The 18,506-nt window shown below is 58.4% G+C and carries 16 protein-coding genes; 9 read left to right on the forward strand and 7 right to left on the reverse strand.

The window, feature by feature from the left end; all coding sequences use genetic code 11:
* Nucleotides 1-154: 154 nt before the first annotated feature.
* The 4 genes from G5S47_RS01215 to G5S47_RS01230 form a co-directional block, all read right to left on the reverse strand.
* Nucleotides 155-448 (reverse strand): WXG100 family type VII secretion target, encoded by a 294-nt coding sequence (locus G5S47_RS01215; protein ID WP_006680827.1) that lies wholly within the window; start codon nucleotides 446-448, stop codon nucleotides 155-157.
* A 141-nt stretch (nucleotides 449-589) separates the two neighbouring features.
* A complete protein-coding gene (locus G5S47_RS01220) occupies nucleotides 590-1,546 on the reverse strand; it encodes an HD domain-containing protein (RefSeq protein WP_219585637.1) in 957 nt (318 codons plus the stop codon).
* A 167-nt stretch (nucleotides 1,547-1,713) separates the two neighbouring features.
* Entirely contained in the window at nucleotides 1,714-3,246 is a 1,533-nt protein-coding gene (locus tag G5S47_RS01225; RefSeq protein ID WP_219585638.1) for a sensor histidine kinase, read from the reverse strand.
* A gap of 7 nt (nucleotides 3,247-3,253) precedes the next feature.
* Nucleotides 3,254-3,964 (reverse strand): response regulator transcription factor, encoded by a 711-nt coding sequence (locus G5S47_RS01230; RefSeq protein WP_040318511.1) that lies wholly within the window; start codon nucleotides 3,962-3,964, stop codon nucleotides 3,254-3,256.
* A gap of 176 nt (nucleotides 3,965-4,140) precedes the next feature.
* Between G5S47_RS01230 and G5S47_RS01235 the strand changes: the two genes are divergently transcribed.
* The 6 genes from G5S47_RS01235 to G5S47_RS01260 all read left to right on the forward strand — a co-directional run bounded on the left by G5S47_RS01235 (nucleotide 4,141) and on the right by G5S47_RS01260 (nucleotide 10,610).
* The gene (locus tag G5S47_RS01235) at nucleotides 4,141-4,623 is read left to right on the forward strand and encodes a PH domain-containing protein (protein ID WP_006680831.1); all 483 of its coding nucleotides are present in this window, start codon (nucleotides 4,141-4,143) and stop codon (nucleotides 4,621-4,623) included.
* Nucleotides 4,620-6,371, forward strand: a complete 1,752-nt coding sequence (locus G5S47_RS01240) for a PH domain-containing protein (RefSeq protein WP_257878473.1) — start codon at nucleotides 4,620-4,622, stop codon at nucleotides 6,369-6,371. Before G5S47_RS01235 ends, G5S47_RS01240 begins: the two co-directional genes overlap by 4 nt.
* Before the next feature lie 69 nt (nucleotides 6,372-6,440).
* A complete protein-coding gene (locus tag G5S47_RS01245) occupies nucleotides 6,441-7,352 on the forward strand; it encodes a Rossmann-like and DUF2520 domain-containing protein (protein WP_103632694.1) in 912 nt (303 codons plus the stop codon).
* Nucleotides 7,353-7,466: 114 nt separating this feature from the next.
* Nucleotides 7,467-8,399 carry a pantoate--beta-alanine ligase gene (panC, locus tag G5S47_RS01250; protein ID WP_219585639.1) on the forward strand — a complete coding sequence of 311 codons (933 nt, stop codon included), beginning with the start codon at nucleotides 7,467-7,469 and terminating at the stop codon, nucleotides 8,397-8,399.
* Between the two features lie 4 nt (nucleotides 8,400-8,403).
* On the forward strand, nucleotides 8,404-8,826 hold the full coding sequence (gene panD, locus G5S47_RS01255; protein ID WP_006680835.1) for an aspartate 1-decarboxylase: 423 nt from the start codon (nucleotides 8,404-8,406) through the stop codon (nucleotides 8,824-8,826).
* Nucleotides 8,827-9,017: 191 nt separating this feature from the next.
* The gene (locus G5S47_RS01260) at nucleotides 9,018-10,610 is read left to right on the forward strand and encodes a lysine--tRNA ligase (protein WP_219585640.1); all 1,593 of its coding nucleotides are present in this window, start codon (nucleotides 9,018-9,020) and stop codon (nucleotides 10,608-10,610) included.
* Nucleotides 10,611-10,781: 171 nt separating this feature from the next.
* On the opposite strand, the gene G5S47_RS01265 is transcribed toward G5S47_RS01260, so the two are convergent.
* Nucleotides 10,782-11,732, reverse strand: a complete 951-nt coding sequence (locus tag G5S47_RS01265) for a sugar-binding transcriptional regulator (RefSeq protein ID WP_040318513.1) — start codon at nucleotides 11,730-11,732, stop codon at nucleotides 10,782-10,784.
* Nucleotides 11,733-12,165: 433 nt separating this feature from the next.
* Between G5S47_RS01265 and G5S47_RS01270 the strand changes: the two genes are divergently transcribed.
* From G5S47_RS01270 to G5S47_RS01280, 3 genes are all read left to right on the forward strand, one after another.
* Entirely contained in the window at nucleotides 12,166-12,948 is a 783-nt protein-coding gene (locus tag G5S47_RS01270; RefSeq protein ID WP_219585641.1) for an MIP/aquaporin family protein, read from the forward strand.
* 107 nt (nucleotides 12,949-13,055) lie between these two features.
* Nucleotides 13,056-14,582, forward strand: coding sequence for a glycerol kinase GlpK (gene glpK / locus G5S47_RS01275; protein WP_219585642.1), 1,527 nt, complete (start codon nucleotides 13,056-13,058; stop codon nucleotides 14,580-14,582).
* Nucleotides 14,583-14,689: 107 nt separating this feature from the next.
* Nucleotides 14,690-15,268, forward strand: coding sequence for an NYN domain-containing protein (locus tag G5S47_RS01280; RefSeq protein ID WP_006680840.1), 579 nt, complete (start codon nucleotides 14,690-14,692; stop codon nucleotides 15,266-15,268).
* A gap of 171 nt (nucleotides 15,269-15,439) precedes the next feature.
* On the opposite strand, the gene G5S47_RS01285 is transcribed toward G5S47_RS01280, so the two are convergent.
* Together G5S47_RS01285 and G5S47_RS01290 are read right to left on the reverse strand one after the other, a co-directional pair.
* Nucleotides 15,440-16,156: a PspA/IM30 family protein gene (locus G5S47_RS01285; RefSeq protein WP_006680841.1), complete on the reverse strand. Its 717-nt coding sequence runs from the start codon at nucleotides 16,154-16,156 to the stop codon at nucleotides 15,440-15,442.
* A gap of 172 nt (nucleotides 16,157-16,328) precedes the next feature.
* Nucleotides 16,329-18,386, reverse strand: coding sequence for a TPM domain-containing protein (locus G5S47_RS01290; protein ID WP_219585643.1), 2,058 nt, complete (start codon nucleotides 18,384-18,386; stop codon nucleotides 16,329-16,331).
* Nucleotides 18,387-18,506: the final 120 nt, after the last annotated feature.

Below are 18,506 nucleotides of genomic sequence, written 5' to 3' on the forward strand. Positions count from 1 at the left end.
GGTCGGCCCCGACTGTCTCTTCAGACCAGTCGAGCAAGTGGTATCAGGCGTGTCTGTGGAACCATCGGCATTACTCAGGCGTCTGATGTTGGCACCTGGAGCAAACGCCAGTAGACAACCCCATCAGACGCTACGTGAGAGCGTGAAATATGGCTTATGCGCCCACAAAAAGGCCTGCGCTCGCGGCCTCGGCGTCTTCGTAGCTTTGGGCTGCAATTTGCATATGAGATCCGATCGTGTCCAAAGATGCTTCGACCTGCGCTTGTGTGGCTTGCCAGGAAGCGACGCATGTCTGAAAATTTGCTTGCGCAGCGCCTGTCCATGAGCCTTCCAAGGCCTGTAGGTCTGCGAGCATCGTCTGAATCTGCGAACGGATTTCGTTGCTGAGGACACTGACGCGCATAGCGCTCGCTGAGATTTGCGAAGAATCGACGGTGAAAACTGCCATGAGAATCCCTTTCCAATCGTGGTGACGCACATTGAAAAATGGTGCGTACGCCCACGCTAGGAAAGAAAGGACGAAGCAGAAACCGGGCGAGCGCTCAATTGTGGATAAGTCTCACCCGCACACAATGTGGATAAGTCTGGCTTATGCCGGGTTTGCCGGCAGATCCATTGCTTCGATCGCGCTTTCAAGGGACGACGTTGTTTCATCGTCTTCTGGAGCGATAGGCTCTGTAGGAATGACGACCTTCGGCAGGGTGCCGGTCATCGTGAGTTCATCTGCCGGAGTTTCGACCGTAGCAACGTTCTTCTTCAGATGGCGTCGCTTTAAGATGATGGTGCCGGTTGTGGTGAGATCCTCTTCGGGGGCGTCGTCGGAATCATCCGTGTCGTCGGCATCGTCATTGTTGTCACCGCACTGGCAGAGTGCGGAGTTGATTTTTGCTAGTTCGACTTCCAGGTTGAAACGGGCGGCGTCTTCCCACGCGCTTCCCAGTGGTGACTGGTAGAGCGGGTCGTAGGACAGGAGCTTGATAATCAGTGCGCGGCGTGCTTTGAGGAAGGGAGTTTCTTCCAGGTCGGCGAGTTCGTTGCGTAGCTTCTCGCGGTACTTCTTGTATTCCTGTGGGCTTCCGGCCAGCAGTGCGAGGTCGGCATCCACCAGTACCTGGGCGTCCACATCGTCACGCGGTGCGCGGTGCTTGGCGAGGTATCCGATGAGTTCACCGATACGGTTTGTCACGTCTTCGCTGACGCCGAGCGATTCCATGTGCTCGGCGGTGTTGGCGACGCACTCGTTGACGGTCGCCTGCGGGTCGATGCCCTTGAGTTTCACCGCGATGCAACGGTTGAGGGTTGCCCCTCTGTACCATGCGGCGACGCGGAGGACGTCTGGGTCGTGTGTGGTTGCAGAGAGCTCATCGATGCGCGTAAGAACGTTAATCAGATGATGCAGGTTATGCAGAGCCAGGCGCTCGTCGGACCATTCTTCGACAAGTGCGTGCGCTTCTTGAGTTAGTCGGTCAACCGAGGCGGTTGTGCCGAGTTCAATCATGGCGTCAGTAAACGAGCTGATAAGCCATTGTGGTGCTCCAGCACCCATACGCTCACTCCTGTTTTAGGGATATGCCGAAATCATACTCAGGGGATAGGAATAAGGCATTTCCGGTGGCCTACGTCTCATTGTGGATTGAGGAGGCCTGTGCGTTCTCGAAGTGAAAGAAGCGCGTGACAGGCGCGCTGGGTGCGTGGGGCCTACCGGTCTGGATGCTACTTTTCTACGTCGGTGGGGCTGATGGCGGGTGTGTCCGGGTTCGTGTCCGCGGGGGAGTAGAGGAGCGGGAGTTCGATGCGGGCGGTCAGTCCGCCTCCTTTAGTTTTGCTCAGTGTGGCGTTGCCGCGGTGGGCATTGATGATGCCGGCAATGATGGCAAGACCAAGGCCGGAGCCTCCCTGTGTGCGAGCACGTGACGTGTCGGCGCGGTAGAAGCGTTCGAAGACTCGCGATTGGTCTGCTTCTGCGATGCCGGGACCGTGGTCGCGGAATTCGACGATGGCCGTGTCTCCTGTTTTGCCGAGTGCGATTTCGACGGGTGAGCCCGCGGGGGTATAACGGACGATATTGCCAATGAGGTTGGTGAATACCTGCGATATGCGATCGCGGTCGGCTTGCGTCACCAGTGTCATGGGTGGTTTGTGTCCGCTGAGAGACGTCAGGGCAACGGAACGAGTGGGGTCCAGTGCCTGCAGGTCAAATACGGCGTTACCGGCAAGTTTCACCAAGTCGATATCGGTGATTTCAAGGGGGCGTCCCTCGTCCAAGCGAGCCAGGGTCAGCAGGTCTTCGACCAGTGAGGCCATGCGCGTTGATTCTGATTGGATGCGTCCCATGACTTCGTCGACGCGTTCATCGGGAACGCCACCCATGGAGTAGAGCTCGCAGTAGCCGGAGATCGCGGCTAGTGGCGTGCGTAGTTCGTGGGATGCATCAGACACGAAGCGACGGATCTTCTGTTCTGACACTTGTCGAGCGTGGAATGATTGCTCAACCTGGGTCAGCATCGCGTTGAGCGACAGGGACAGAGATCCGACTTCGGTGCTTCCCGGTTGGGAAGGAACGCGTTGTGTGAGGTCGCCGGCCGCAATCTTGCCCGCGGTCGATTCGATTTCTCTCAGGGGAAGCAGGGAACGGCGAACCAAAGTGTGGCCCAGGAATGCGCCGACGAAGACGATGACAACACCGGCGATCGAGAAGTAGGTGCCCGTGGTGCGCAGGGTGCGTTGAACGTCTGTCAGAGGAAGAGCGATCGTCATGGTGCCCAGGGGCGTGTGTGCCGTGGAGGACGCATAGAACGGGAAAGCGACCGCGCGCCAGTTGGAGCCCAGTTTAGTCGAGGGCACGGTAATGGGGTTAGTGATCTCGTCGGAGGTTTCCGAAATCTGCGCAGTTGCAAGCAGATCCGGGATCACGGGTGTTCCCGATGTTTCCAACGTTCCCGGGTAGTAGTAGGTCGTATCGTCGCCGCTTATGGAGCGTGCGTGAATGTAATACAGGGTTGGTAGACCCGAGGTGCCGTCTTTAATCGACGTGTTTTCGCCTCGAATGAAAGAGCTCGCCGTGACGCGCAACTGTTCGTCAATCTGAGACACCAGATGGCGTTGCAGGAGGCCTACCATGACCGTTCCAGACATGATCAGCCCCAGAGCCAACAGGGTTGTAATCAGGGTGACCAGCTGAGTAGAGAGGGGACGACGTTCCCAAAAAGTACGCAGGTGGCCAAGCGGTCCCGAGGAGCTACTCATGTATTCCTCAGTCGTCGGCGCGCAGGATGTATCCGACACCGCGCTTGGTGTGGATCAGTTCGCCGCCCGCACCTTCGACTGCCAACTTGCGACGCAGGTAGGAGATATACGATTCGACGATCGCAACTTCTCCACCCCAGTCGTATTCCCACACGTGATCCAAGATCTGCATCTTCGACACGACGCGTCCCTCATTGATCACCAGGTAGCGAAGAAGCTTGAACTCTGTGGGGGACAGGTCGATTTCGACGCCCGCACGGCTGACCTCGTGCGCATCCTCGTCAATGATCAGGTCGCCGACGCGGAGCTTGCCATCGTCTTCGTCGGAGCCGATGGTGCGTCGCAAGATGGCGCGGATACGGGCAACGACCTCTTCAAGGCCAAAGGGCTTAGTAACGTAGTCGTCGCCACCGACAGTCAGACCCTGGATCTTGTCGCGCATATCGTCGCGTGCGGTCAGGAATAGAACGGGGACTGTCGCTCCTGCTTCGCGCAGGCGACGGGTCACGGTGAATCCGTCCATGTCTGGCAACATGACGTCCAAAACGATCAGGTCAGGGGCCTCGTCCATGGCGATACGGTAGGCGGAGTGGCCATCTTCCGCGGTCAGGACATCGAATCCGGCAAAACGAAGTGATGATGCCAGAAGGTCGCGAATATTCGGCTCGTCGTCAACGACGAGCAGGCGAGCTTCTTCCTCAGTGCCTGTGCGTGTCATATCCATAGTGTGACTGATATTTCTGAATGTTTCCTGAATGGTTTGCGAGAGTCGCATGTGTGCGTGTAAAAGCCCGTTTCTGTGCCACACCATTTATTCAGCACTTATCAACGACCTGTGCATATGGCACGATAGAACTCCAAGAACACAAATGAGAGAACCCGAAAGGACCAGCGATGCTCGATCCGATGAGCCCACCCGATGTGGAGTTCCACTCCGTATCGCCCAAGCTTGCCCAGGTCCGCATCATCACGACGATTCTGACGTTCCTGCCTCTGCTCGCCGGCGGAGTCGCGCTCGCGGTTCTCGTTTCGAAGTGGTGGTGGATCGGATTCGCGGTTGTTGTCATCATGATGGTCTGGTCGCTGGCGATTATTCACCGTCAGGTTCGCGCGATGGCATTTGGCACGGGCGATGACGATTTTTTGATCCGCAAGGGCATTATGTTCCGTCGTCTGACGTTGATTCCTTACGGTCGTATTCAGTATGTGGAACTCTCTGAAGGTCCAATTGCTCGCCACTACGGCATCGCAGAGCTGAAGATTCATACGGCGTCCGCATCGACGGATGCGACGTTGAACGGTGTTCCGGTTGCTGAAGCCGCTCGCCTTCGCGACATGCTTGCCGAGCGTGGCACGGCGGAATTGGCTGGCCTGTGAAAAAATCGAATGAATCCGCCCCTTTGCGCGCCACGCAGGGCGGTGTCTCCGACGAGCAGTGGCGCAAACTGCACCCGGCATCTCCGATTATCCATGCGTGGAAGGCGATCGTGGCTCTGCTTGCGGTTGTCACCTATCAGAATTTCGACATGGTTGCCGATATTGCGAATTCTGATTTTGTTCGCCATCAGGCGCTCTCGCTGGTCGTTGGCGTCATTGTCGGTTCGGCCTTCTTGATTCTTCTTGCGATCGCGCTGTTTTCGTACTTCTCGTGGAAGTTCACGTCTTTCGCCGTTGTCGACGAAGGCGTGTATTACCGCGCTGGCATCTTCGTGAAAACGTTGAAGCACGCTCGCCTGGATCGCATTCAGGCGGTCGATATTCATCATCCGTTGCTGGGGCGTATTTTCGGCTTAGGCAAGATCAACATTGAGGTTGCCGGTGGCGGACAGTCGAATGTCGAATTCGGTTTCCTTAAAACACAGGAATTGGATGATGTGCGCGCTGAAATCTTGGCGCGCGCTGCCGGCGTCTACTCTTCGCCAACTTCCGCTTCTGTGGAGGATGTGCCTCAGTCTGATTCCGCCATCGGATCGGGGGACGAGGCCGGCTCCATCGCTCAGACACCGTCATCGGAACAGGACGGTGCCTCGGTTCCTCAGCGTCCGGTGGTCGCTCCCGAACGAGTCCTGTACACGGTTCCTGTGGGCAGGCTTGTTGCTTCGCTGGTGACGAATATGGGCATGATCATTGCGATCCTGGTTGTGCTTGCCATCTTGGTCATGTCGGTTGTTTTGCTGATCAAAGTCGGAATTGAGGGGACGGCGGGTATCTTCGCTGGTTTTGCAGGTATTATTCCTGTCGTCGCTGCAATCTGGAGTCGTTTCGCAGGCGAATTTAACTTCACTGCAGCCGTTTCCCCGGATGGTATTCGCACTCGTTCGGGTCTTCTGGAAACCCGTAATCAGACGATTCCGCCACGTCGTGTCCACGCTGTTCTTGTTCAGCAGCCGTGGCTTTGGCGTCGCTTCGGCTGGTATCGCGTGAAGATCACGCAGGCTGGCTACGGTGGCAAAACCGATAGTGACAAGTCTCAGCGTTCCGCTGACGTTCTTTTGCCGGTGGGCACTCGCGCTGACGCGGAGCTTGCTCTGTGGCTGGTGATCCGTGACTTGGGTGTGACTGACCCCGTTGCTTTCATCGAAGCTGCTTTGAATGGAACGCGCGAAGGGCAAGGATTCCTTCCCGTTCCGATACGTGCGCGCCTGTTTGATTGGTTCTCTTACAGGCGTCGCGCAGTCGCGCTGACAGATACGTGCTTTGTGATCCGCAAGGGCTGGCTGACCTGGCAGACCGGTTTCATCCCCGTGGAGCGGATTCAATCCCTGGCGATCATTCAAGGTCCGTGGGAGAAAAGGCGCCAGCTGGTTGGTGTGAATGCTTCCATCGTTCCAGGTAGTGCCCCAGAGTTGGCAGGCCACATTGATGAGGAAGCCGGCGTTGCCTTGCTTGAAGAGCTCCGCGCGAAGTCTCAGCTGAAGCGTGCCAGCGAGCCCGCGGAACACTGGATGCTGCGCGTCACGAAGGGTCTTGACGCCCGTCATCAGGATGATCAGAGCGTCTACGCGCCACAGGATGACCCCTCGTGTGAAAGCAGCGTGACCGTAGGTGAAGATAACTTCGATTGTGATCGCGCCGATGTTCAGCTGGAAGCCGATGAATCGAGCGCGGCCTCGTCGATCGAATAACGGCGGGCGAATATCGACTACCGTTGAAGACGCGCGCCCGCGCACACCATCTACTCAAGGCGGCACATTGTGAGTGAGCAACCAGGCAGGCTTGACGTCGGACTCATCGGCATGGGGACGGTCGGTCCTGTCATCGCTTCCGCTCTACGTTCCGTGGGGCATCGAATCGCCGGCGTCGTCGCGCACACGGACGCTGAGCGTGAGCGTGCGGAGATGATGCTCCCGGGCGTGGCGATCATGGATGAAACCGAGGTAATTGCCGCATCGGGCTTGGTGATTCTGGCCGTTCCCGACGGAGAAATCGAGCCTCTGGTCAAGGGCCTTGCCGACATGGGCGCGTGGAAAATGGGGCAGATCGTCTGCCATCTGGCCGGTCCGTTTGGAACCGGGATTCTGGCGCCCGCGCAGGCGAATGGCGCGATTCCGACCGCGATTTACCCCGTTATGACATTCACGGGTATGAGCCTTGATATTCCGCGTCTGTCGGGTACTCCGTTTGCTGTCAGCGCGCCCGCACCTTTCTTGCCGATCGCGCAGGCGCTGGTTGTGGAAATGGGTGGTGAACCCATTGTTGTCGACGAAGATGCTCGCCCGGCAGTCCACGCGGCGCTCACGCTTGGCACGCTTGGGATCGTGACGGCGGTCGTCCAGTCGTTGGCTGGTCTTGAACGTGCTGGGATTGAGGACCCCGCTCTCTTCGCTTCTTCGCTTCTGGCTGGAACGGCAGAAAAAGCGCTGTCTGAAATTGAGCGGGCTTTTGCGGCTCCGATTGCGAACGGCGATACGCAGGTCATTGCTGAACATGTGAAAGCGCTGGCTGGCCTGCTCGCATCCGACGGTGATCGTGATGCTGGGGGTGATTTCGCGGATATCTACCGCGCGCGTGCGCATCAGGCGACCGACATCCTCTATCGACGAGGCCACCTGAGTGATAGAGCGTGCGACTCGATTAAAACGGCGTTGATGGAAGGCGGGCTCTGACGCTGGTTGTCCGCGTCGTGTTGGCGCAGAATTGGCAGTGCATCAGTCAGAAACGTGGGGGAATACTCGCCCTTAGAGGTCGCATATGAGTCTGCCTACTACGACAATGGAAGTATGACGAAACGACCAGTGCTCACTCATACGCGTGAAGAACTTGCCACAGCGCTGAAGCCATTGACCGGCTCGCGAGCTCTGGTGATGACGATGGGCGCCCTGCATTCGGGGCATTTGGAGCTGGTCAAACAGGCGAAGGCGCACGGTGATCACGTCATCGTCACGATTTTCGTGAACCCCACGCAGTTTGCTCCGGGTGAGGACTATGATGCCTACCCGCGCACGCTCGAAGCGGACATGGACGCGCTTGAAACCGTGGGCGCGGATGTCGTGTGGGCACCGAGCCCCGAAGATGCCTACCCCGAGCCCGTCACCGTTTCGATTGATCCCGGTCCGATTGCTCGCGTCCTAGAAGGCAAGACTCGCCCGACCCACTTCGGTGGGGTTGCGCTGGTGTGCACGAAGGTCATGGGGCTCGTTTGCCCAGATGTTGCACTGTTCGGCGAAAAGGATGCTCAGCAACTTGCGATGTTGCGCCATGTGTTCCGCCAGCTCGACGTGCCGGTGACCGTGATCGGCGTTCCGATTGTGCGTGACACCGACGGCGTTGCCCTGTCCAGTCGCAACCGCTACCTGTCTGACGAAGAGCGTGTCCGCGCTCGTGCTCTCAACCAGAGCTTGACGCTGGGTGTTGAAGCGGGTCGTGCGGGCGCACCTGCCACCCAGATTATTGACGTCATACGAGGCCACCTCGAGGCGACCGGAGATATCGACATTGATTACATTGCGCTGGTCGATGATGGAACCTTCGATATCCTGGGCGCCTACGGATCGGCAGAACTGACGTCGGCTGATTCCTTGCATCCCGCGACCTTGAATCAGGCGGGGGAGCGCGAATATCGTCTGCTGCTCGCAGCCAAGGTTGGCACCACGCGCCTGATCGACAATATGTCGTTTGTGGCGCCCGTTGAACAGGGGAATGCTGGTGAGTGAAATCATGCGCTCGATGATCCAGGGCAAGATCCACCGCGCCACCGTCACGGGTGCTGACTTGCACTACGTCGGTTCGATCACCATCGATGAGGAGCTGCTGGACGCGGCGAACATTGCGCCCGGGCAACGAGTCGACGTTGCAGACGTGAACAATGGCAATCGCCTGTCCACCTACACGATCGCCGGTCCGCGAGGCTCCGGTGTCATCCAGCTCAACGGCGCCGCTGCGCACCTCGTGAACCTCGGCGATCTGGTCATCATCATGGCCTACTGCCAGGTTCCAGAGTCCATGGTGAAAGGCTGGGAGCCTGCCGTCGCATTCGTTGACGCTGACAACCATATTGTCGAGGTCGGGTCCTCAGCAGGGACGGTTCCAGAAGACTCTGATCGCGCTCGCGAACTCGGCCTGAAGTCGTCCGGCACGTAGTGCCTCTGGGCCCTCCCCGCGTCCCTTTTTAAAACGGGCAACGGTGGCATAGACATACGTTGAAGTGCCCGGCCTCGTCGATACGAGTGCCAAGGTGGAATAATCCGCGAACTGACGTTGTGCGATGTGGCACTGCACCCACTCGCGTTCCCTATGCGAAATGGGTGCGGTGATGCCGTTAAACTGGCAGGGTGACTGACGTGAATACAAACCCAGCTGCCCCGGAAAACGACGACGCCCCCGAACAGGTGCGTGTCCGCCAAGAAAAGCGCGAGCGCCTGCTTGCCGAAGGAGGCCAGGCCTACCCGGTCGTCCTGGCGATTACCACTTCGATCGCCGATGTTCGTGAAAAGTACGCTCACCTTGAAACCGGCGAAGAAACTCAGGACGAGGTCGGTATTGCCGGTCGCGTGATGCTTGCTCGCAACGGTGGCAAGCTCTGCTTCGCAACCCTGATGGATGGCGCCGGCAACCGTATTCAGGTCATGCTGTCGGCCGCAGAGGTCGGTTTGGATTCGCTGGCTCAGTACAAGACCGACGTGGACCTTGGTGACCACCTGTTCGTGCACGGTCGCGTCATTTCCTCGCGTCGTGGCGAACTGTCGATCATGGCATGCCCCGGCACCGCGCCCGCCGACCTGTTCACGCCCGGCATCAACGAAGGCGCCCCGGTCCCCGCATGGCAGATCGCTGCAAAGGCGATCCGCCCGCTACCGAAGACCTACACCGGAGAAGACGGCACCGAAATGTCCCTGTCTGAGGACCTGCGTGTTCGTCGCCGCTACCTCGACATGATTGTTCGCCCGGCCGCCCGCGACATGGTGCGTATGCGCGCCAATGTTGTGAAGTCGCTGCGCAACTACTTTGATGAAGCTGGCTTTATCGAGATCGAAACGCCGATGCTACAGAACCTGCACGGTGGCGCGGCCGCACGTCCGTTTTCGACTCACATGAACGCCTACGACACCGAGCTGTTCCTGCGCATTGCGCCCGAGCTCTTCCTCAAGCGTGCGGTTGTCGGCGGCGTCGACAAGGTCTTCGAAATCAACCGCAACTTCCGTAATGAGGGCGCGGACTCTTCGCACAGCCCCGAATTTACGATGCTCGAGGCCTACGAAGCCTACGGTTCCTACGACACGATGGCTCGTCGCACCCGTGAGTTCATCCAGAAGGCGGCACGCGACGCCCTGGGCACCGAGGTCGTCACCCTGCCTGACGGTTCGTCCTACGACCTTTCGGGTTCGTGGAAAGAAATCTCGATGTTCGAGGCCACGGCTGACGCTCTTGGTCGTGAGTTCACGGTGAATACTCCGCTGGACGAACTGGTGAAGATCGCCGAAGAACTCGGTGAAGACGTTGCTGACCACTGGGGTCCCGGTAAGGTCGCAGAGGTTATCTTCGAAGTCGCCGTAGGTGACAAGCTGTATGCGCCGACGTTCGTGCGCGACTACCCCGAAGACTCCAGCCCGCTGACCCGCGGACACCGTTCCAAGCCGGGCATCGTCGAGAAGTGGGACCTGTACGTCCGAGGCTTCGAACTGGCGACAGCCTACTCCGAACTCGTCGACCCGGTCATCCAGCGCGAGCGTTTCGAAGCGCAGGCGCTTGTTGCGGCAAAGGGTGACCCGGAAGCAATGGTCTTGGACGAAGACTTCCTGATGGCCATGGAGTACGGTATGCCACCGGCAGGTGGCATGGGTATGGGCCTTGACCGTCTGCTGATGGCTCTGACCGGTCAGGGTATCCGTGAGACCATCACGTTCCCGCTGGTCAAGAAGCTCTGAGCATTCCCGGACCGGCCTCTTGAACGTTGTCATTGATGGGCTTCGTGCGCAGATCGCCTAGAACACGTCCTTGTCAACCGGAGTGTGGTGTCTGCTTGGATAAAGAAAAGTGGAGTTCACGATTGTTGTGAGCTCCACTTTTCTTTGGTTTTTGGCTGGGTATGATCTGGCTTAGCGCCTAGGGGCGAGGCCACGCGCCTGCGCCGCGCGAGTGCGAACCAGATCAAGCAGTTCGCGTGCCACGCCATCGTCAAGGACGAGGTCGGTGGCGACGTGTGCGCGCAGCGCGCCAAGTAGCGGGAGCGCCTTCGAGGCACCAGCTACGACGCAGAGGCGACGCGGGATCTTGCGGAGAGTCTCTGGGCTGGGCCCGGAAGCTCGGCTGTTGAGTTCCATGTCTGTTGAGCCGTCTTCGCGCAGGAGGACGGTGCAGACGTCGCCGACAACGCCGTCCTTCTGGGCCATTGCGATTTCTTCAGTGTCCAGGAAGCCACCCGAATAAACGTGGGAGGGCAAGCGTGCCGAAAGTGAGCCGACGCCGAACAGAGCGATATCGCAGTCGTCAATCGTCTTCAACACGGTCTGAACCGAGCGCTCGCGCCAGAGCTGCTTCTTTGTCTCTGCGTAGTCGAAGAACGTGGGAACGGGGAAGTGGACCATGCGTCCGCCCATTGCGCGCGCTGCGCGGGAAATAATCGCGTCTGCGTACGGCATGCCGGACTCGGTAGCGGTCGCGGCCCCGTTGAGCTGGACGACGGTCGATCCGGGGAAGTTGACGCGTGGCATACAACGGGTGATCTCTGAGGTCGTGTTGCCCCATGCGATGCCAAGGGTGACACCGGGTTTGAGCATGTCGACCAGACGTTCCGCCGCGACAAGCGAGACGTTATGAAGTCGGTTGACTTCGGTGTGGACGTCATGGACCGGAACAACGGACGTCTGTACGCCGAAGATTTCAGAAATTTGACCGGCAAGGGTTCCTTTGTGTCCTGGAGCGGCGCTCACTGAGATGCGAACCAAGCCGGTGTCGCGCGCGTAGGACAGTAAACGAGAGACCGAGGAGCGTGATACGCCAAGGTGGCGTGCGATCGTCTCCATGGTCTGGCCTTGGAGGTAATACATTGATGCGGCTTCATGAGCCTGTTCGTCACGAATCGTCACGTGTCATAGTCTGCCATGCACAGGCGTGCAGGTCTAACTGTTGAATGTCCAATCCTTTGGGAGACTGTGCGATTTGGTGAGCGTGCACACATTGGAGAGGTAAGTGTCCCCTCAGATGCACGGTTGTGCACAGGGGCAGGTTCGATGTGCAAACGCTGTCATACTGTGTGGTGTCCAGGTGAAGACATCACAGGTCAGCGCGGGTTTGTTCTGCGACCGCAAAGTGCTCACGAGCGGTCCTGCGAAACAAGCGGAGTCTTGAAAAAGAATTCGTATGTGACGCGGTAGACTTTTCGCACTTGGCGTGATCAGTCCTGTCTCGCTAAAGGAACCCTGCGGGTGGGAAACCGCCCGACAATTCGATGCAACGAAGCATCGAAGAAAGATTGGAAAAATGCTCGCAACACTTCTTCCTCTTGCGCCGCATGAACTCACTGCCGGACATATCTTCATGTCTGAGTTCCTCGGTACAGCAGTCCTTCTCCTCCTCGGTGGTGGCGTCGTTGCTACCAACCTCCTGCCCAAGTCCAAGGGCAACGGCGGCGGTTGGCTCATGATTAACTGGGGATGGGGCCTCGCAGTTCTCGCAGGCGTCTACGTCGCATACGACTCGGGCGGCCACCTGAACCCTGCAGTCACCATTGCTAAGGCCGTCGGCCACATGATGGATTCCTCCGTCGAACTGGCCCCCGGCGTTGCCGTCACTGCAGCAAACGTTGGCATCTACTTAGCAGCTCAATTCCTCGGTGCATTCGTTGGTGCAGTCTTCTGCTGGCTAACCTTCAAGCAGCACTTCGATGAAGATCTCGACCCGGCCCTCAAGCTCGGCGTCTTTTCGACCGCTCCCGAGATTCGCAACGGATTCTGGAACACCCTCACTGAGGCCATCGGCACCTTCGTCCTGATCCTCTGGGTCTTCGTCTCCGGCTACACCGAAACCGCGATTGGCCCGCTCGGCGTTGCGCTGATCATCGTCGTCATCGGTAACTCTCTCGGTGGCCCCACAGGATACGCGATCAACCCGGCCCGTGACCTCGGCCCGCGTATTGCTCACGCAATTCTCCCGATCAAGGGTAAGGGTGGCTCCGACTGGGGCTACTCCTGGGTCCCGGTCGTCGGCCCGATCATCGGCGCCGTCGTCGCAACACTCGTTGCATTCGGCTCCGGCTTGGCCTGAACCTAGAGCTTTGGCACTCTAACCTTGCGTGGGGTCCCAGGCGGACTCGTCTGGGACCCCGCGTTTCTATCTGAAACACAAAGAAGTGAACAGAAGGGACACCATTCATGTCTGATGAAAAATTCGTTCTCGCGATTGACCAGGGCACCACGTCCTCCCGTGCGATCGTCTTCAACCACTCCGGCGAAATCGTCTCGGTTGGTCAGAAGGAATTCACCCAGATCTTCCCGAACCCGGGCTGGGTTGAGCACGATCCCGTAGAGATTTGGGAATCGGTTCGCACCGTCGTCGCCGAGGCGCTTCAGAAGGCAGAAATCAACGCCACCCAACTTGCTGCTGTTGGCATCACTAACCAGCGTGAAACCACCATCGTGTGGGACAAGAACACCGGCGAGCCCGTCTACAACGCAATCGTCTGGCAGGACGCCCGTACTTCGGAAATCGTCCGTGGCGTCGCAGCAGGCGACCCGCTGGGTACCGAACGTTACCGCCAGATCACCGGCGAGAACATCTCAACCTACCCGTCCGCACCTCGCATTACCTGGATCCTCGACAACGTTGAGGGAGCACGTGAGAAGGCAGAGGCAGGCGACCTGCTTTTCGGCACCCCGGACACCTGGGTTCTCTGGAACCTGACCGGTGGCGTTAACGGTGGCGTCCACGCAACCGACGTGACCAACGCATCCCGTACCCTGCTGATGGACGTTCGTGAGCTCAAGTGGCGCGAAGACATCTGCGCCGACTTCCGCATCCCGCCGGCAATGCTCCCCGAGATCAAGGCATCCGCAGACACCTACGGCACCGGTCGCCCGAATGGTCTGCTCGCAGGCGTTCCGATCTCCGGCATCCTTGGTGACCAGCAGGCTGCAACCTTCGGTCAGGCCTGCTTCGAAAAGGGCACCGCGAAGAACACTTACGGCACCGGTTGCTTCACCCTGATGAACACGGGTGAAGAGCCCGTCTTCTCGACCAACGGTCTGCTGACGACCGTGCTGTACAAGCTTGGTGACGCCAAGCCGGTCTACGCGCTCGAAGGCTCCGTGGCAGTTGCAGGCTCGCTGGTTCAGTGGCTGCGTGACAACCTCGGGATGATCGAGAAGTCCTCCGAGATCGGAAAGCTCGCTCAGACCGTTGAAGACAATGGTGGCGTGTACTTCGTCCCGGCATTCTCCGGTCTGTTCGCACCGTACTGGAAGGACGACGCTCGCGGTGCGATCGTTGGCCTGACCCGCTACGTGAACAAGGGCCATATTGCCCGCGCAGTCGAAGAGTCGACCGCATTCCAGTCCGCAGAGCTCATTGATGCAATGAACGCCGATGCAGGCGTCCCGCTGAAGGAACTCAAGGTTGACGGTGGTATGACGGCTGACGATCTGCTCATGCAGTTCCAGGCTGACATCTCCGGCGTGGACGTCATCCGCCCGGTCGTTGCAGAGACGACCGCTCTGGGTGTTGCCTACGCAGCCGGTATCGCAGTCGGCTTCTGGAATGGCACAGACGATGTCATTGCCAACTGGCAGGAAGACAAGCGTTGGAAGCCGTCCATGGACACCGCAGAGCGCGATCGCACCTACCGCCTCTGGAAGAAGGCTGTTACCCGCACCTTCGACTGGGTTGACGAAGACGTGAAGTGATCTGCTCACGCACGTGAGTAGGTAGTTTCCACTCGATAGGGCGTTGCTCGGCACGATAGGTGTCGAGCAACGCCCTTTTCGCGTAATAATCTTTTACTCTTGACCCTATGGATAACTATTCATTTAACGAAGAAAAAACCTACTTGATCGTTGACGGCGAAAATATCGATGCCACTCTTGGTATGTCAGTGTTGGATCGTCGTCCGAATCAAGAAGAACGCCCGCGCTGGAATCGAGTCCTTGAACGCGCCGAAGAACACTGGGGAAGTGAAGCGAAGGGCCTCTTCTTCCTCAACGGTTCTTCCGGTTCGCTACCGATGGGATTCGTTCAAGCACTCATCGCCATGAACTACTCGGTGATCCCGCTTTCGGGTCCTGCCGACGTGAAGGTCGTTGACCTTGGTTTGCAGCGCACGATGGATGCGATCTCAGAGCTGGACTCGGGCTCGGTCATTCTTGCCAGCCATGACGCTGATTTCGCTCCTCAAGTTGAGCGTCTGCTGGATCAGGGACGTCGTGTCGCGATCCTCTGCTTCCGCGAATTCCTGTCGACCGCTTTCCATGAGCTGGAAGCCAAGGGCTTGGAGATCCTTGACCTCGAATACGATCTGCACGCATTCCAGGTAACTCTACCGCGACTGAGCATCATCGACGTCGACGACTTCAACCCGTTCGACTACCTGTAAAAACCGCCAGCCGGGCTGTTTGGGGCCTGTGCGTCAGTATGCCTGTGCCTGAGGCGATCAGGTGCCGGATAGTTCGTCAAACCTCAAACAGAAGTGGTGCGGGGCACTGCCCCACACCACTTCTGTTTGATTCAGCTACTCGCTGGTCGCAATGACGTTCGAGCTGAGCGATCAGTCCTTGTTCTTGAGCTCTGCCAGGCGCGCTTCGATTTCAATCTCGGAGGCGTCGGTTTCGAGTTCTTTAAACTGTGCGTCGAGGGACGAGGCCGCGACCTCTGCCTGACCCTGTGCCAGTGCTTCGGCGCGACGGACACGCTCTTCGTAGCGTGCGAGCTCTGACGTCGGATCGAGCACGTTGATAGATGCGACAGCGTCATTGACCTTGGTCTGTGCCTCTGCGGTCTTCTGCCGTGCCACCAGCTGATCGCGCTTGGACTTGAGTTCTTCGAGCTTGTCCTTCATCTGAGCAAGGCCGGTCTTGAGCTTCTCAACAACCTCGGTCTGTGAGGCGATGATTGGTTCTGCGTCCTTGGCTTCGCCTTCAAAGGTGATCTGCTTGCCGATCGCTGCCTTGGCGAGCTTGTCCCACTTGTCAGCGCCTGCAGCATCGCCGCCTGCACGCATTTCGTCTGCCTTCTGCGAAGCGGCCAGAGCCTTGCGACCCCAGTCAGCTGCTGCGGCAACGTCTTCTTCGTGGTCTTTTTCTGCCAGACGCAGGTTGCCGACAGTCTGGGCGACTGCGGTTTCGGCTTCTGCGATGGAGTTCGTGTAGTCACGGATCAGCTGGTCAAGCATCTTTGCCGGATCTTCAGCGCGATCCAAGAGGGCATTGATGTTTGCTTTTGCGAGCTGGGAAATGCGACCGATGATGGACTGCTTTTCTGCCATTGTTCCTGTCCTTCGCTGGATGGATTGCGCGATTATCGCGTCACCTCCATTTTAGAGTGTGACACCGAATACTTCCTGTGAACGGACTGCATATCCGTTCGGTGTGAAGGTGGAGCCGAGATGGCTGGTGCCCTGCAGGGCATTCCTGCAAGGCACCAGCCATATGTTCAGATCAGAAGGAGCCGGAGCTACCGCCACCGAATCCGCCACCGCTTCCGCCGAAGCCTCCGCCAGAGAATCCGCCACCGGAGCTTCCTCCTTGCCCGAGGCTACGACCGACATCCATCAGGACAGACCACAGCAGGGCATTGCCAAGGCCGGTGTTATCGGTGAAGATTCCACCGCTTCTATTCGTGTGGTGTTTGAACTGATCAGCCTGCCTGTATGAGGGATCGTTTATCGGGGTTGACAGCACGGTAAGGGCCGCGCTACGCGCGCTCTTCGCCAGGGTCGTTGCCTGATCGGGGTCAGTTTGGACAAGTGCAACAGCCTGATCGAGTTCAGCCTTAGCCTCAGCGAGTTTGGAACGGACGTCCAACGGGATGACGCCCCGGCGTCCCTGAATGTAAGAGTCAGCTCGCGCGTACTGGGCTTGAGCGTCGGACACGGTGTTCCGTGCTGCCTGGACCTTGCGTTCTCTTGCGTCAGCCTGAGAACGAAGTGGTTCAAGCGCGGCGTCCAGCTGAGATTCGGCCAAACGTAGGTTTTCCAGCGCAGCCAGCGGGTCACCACTTCCTGTGCGTGCGCTTTGAGCCTCGGCTACAGCCTTCTGTGCTTCGGCAACAAGCGGTGCGAACGCTGCTGAGTCTGCCTTCAGGGTCGTCACGTCGGAAAGATCCGAGGTGATCGAAGCAATTGCCTTCGTCAGAACCTCGTTCGCGGCAGCGAGATCGTGCTTGGCGCTCATGATTGCCTCGGTCTGGTGTCCCGCCATCGCGAGTGCTCGGCGAGCAATATCGAGTTGCACCAGTGCTGCTGACGGATCAGAGGTTGCGAGGGAGGTTGCTTGGTTCGCAGCGACCGACGCTGAATCAAGGAGAGCGCGTGCCTGCTGAGGATTGTCCGTCAACGAGGCAACGGTCGTGGACGAGTACAGCGTCTGAAGGGCGGTGAGTTCAGCTTCCACGCTGGGCAACGCTGCGATTGCCTCAGAAATGCGCGTCTTCACGTCCGTGGCCTGCGTGGGAACGCTTGCCTCTTCATCGCGAAGCTGGCTGAATGCCTTCTGTTGCTCAACCAAAGCTGGCATGACCTGGTTCAACTCATGTTGCAGCGTAAGCGCAGCCTCGGTACGCGAACGAGAATCGGGGGCCTCGTTCATCGTTTGCTGGGCAGTAAATGCCTTCGCGATGCCCGCTTGAGCGGCAGAAAGTGCCTTCGCATATGCGTCGGTCTTCGTTTCACCGAACTGAGCGCGCGCGAAATCAAGCTCATCGGCGGCCGAACGTACCAGTTCGTCTGCCTGAAGGAGCAGAGTCGAAGATTGGTTGGTCAGGGCCAGTACCTGATCCTCGGTCAATGACGGAAGCTGATCGCCGGGTGCCCAAGGGCGGTCAGCGGTTGCCTTCGGAGCGGGGGTTGAAGTGCCCTTCGCCTTGTTGCGCTTCACGAAGAACACAATCAGTCCACCGATAACGACAAGGATGACAACGGTGCGGATCCACCTGAATCCCGACTTCTCGGAGGAAGGAGCGTCGGTCGACGAAGAGTGTGAAGAAGAGGACGAGGTTTGACCTGTCACGGTTGATGTCAACGTTGAAATAAAGGTTGTTGCTGCATCCGTCGTCGTATCAGCGTCCAGAGGATTCGATGCGGCAAGAACTTTCTTTGCTGCCGACGTTGCGCGCGTGATATCCGAATCGGTGACAAGTTGCTGATCAGCGTTGCCACACGTTGCGAACATGCGCTCTTCATAGGCAATCACGTAGATGATCGACTGATGTGACAATCCGGAGTTCAAACCCGAAGTCTTGCACCATTCAATTGGCTCAGCACCCGAAAAATCGGGAACCGTCACGAAATAAACCTGCAAACCGGCAGACCCGGCCTCGTCCGCGGAAGAGGATATTTCCGAAACGTGAGAGTCACTGAGCCAACCCGAGGGGTCGGTCACCGACGTTGAAATAGTGACAGGGGATGTGGCAAGTGCTGGCGCGCCAAGGCCTGCAATCAGGGCGATACCGACAACGGCACTGGCGCACGCACGCGAAACAGCGGAACGGAACGACATGGGGATCTCCTGACCTTTGAGCCGACCTGCAAGCGTTCAATAACTCGATGTTACCCGCCCCGTATTCATTTGGCGTTGAAAGCATGTAGCGCATTAAGGTGGCGGGCGCATTAGAATGAC

The organism is Schaalia turicensis (genome assembly GCF_019380255.1).
In the GTDB taxonomy this organism is placed as follows: domain Bacteria; phylum Actinomycetota; class Actinomycetes; order Actinomycetales; family Actinomycetaceae; genus Pauljensenia; species Pauljensenia turicensis_A.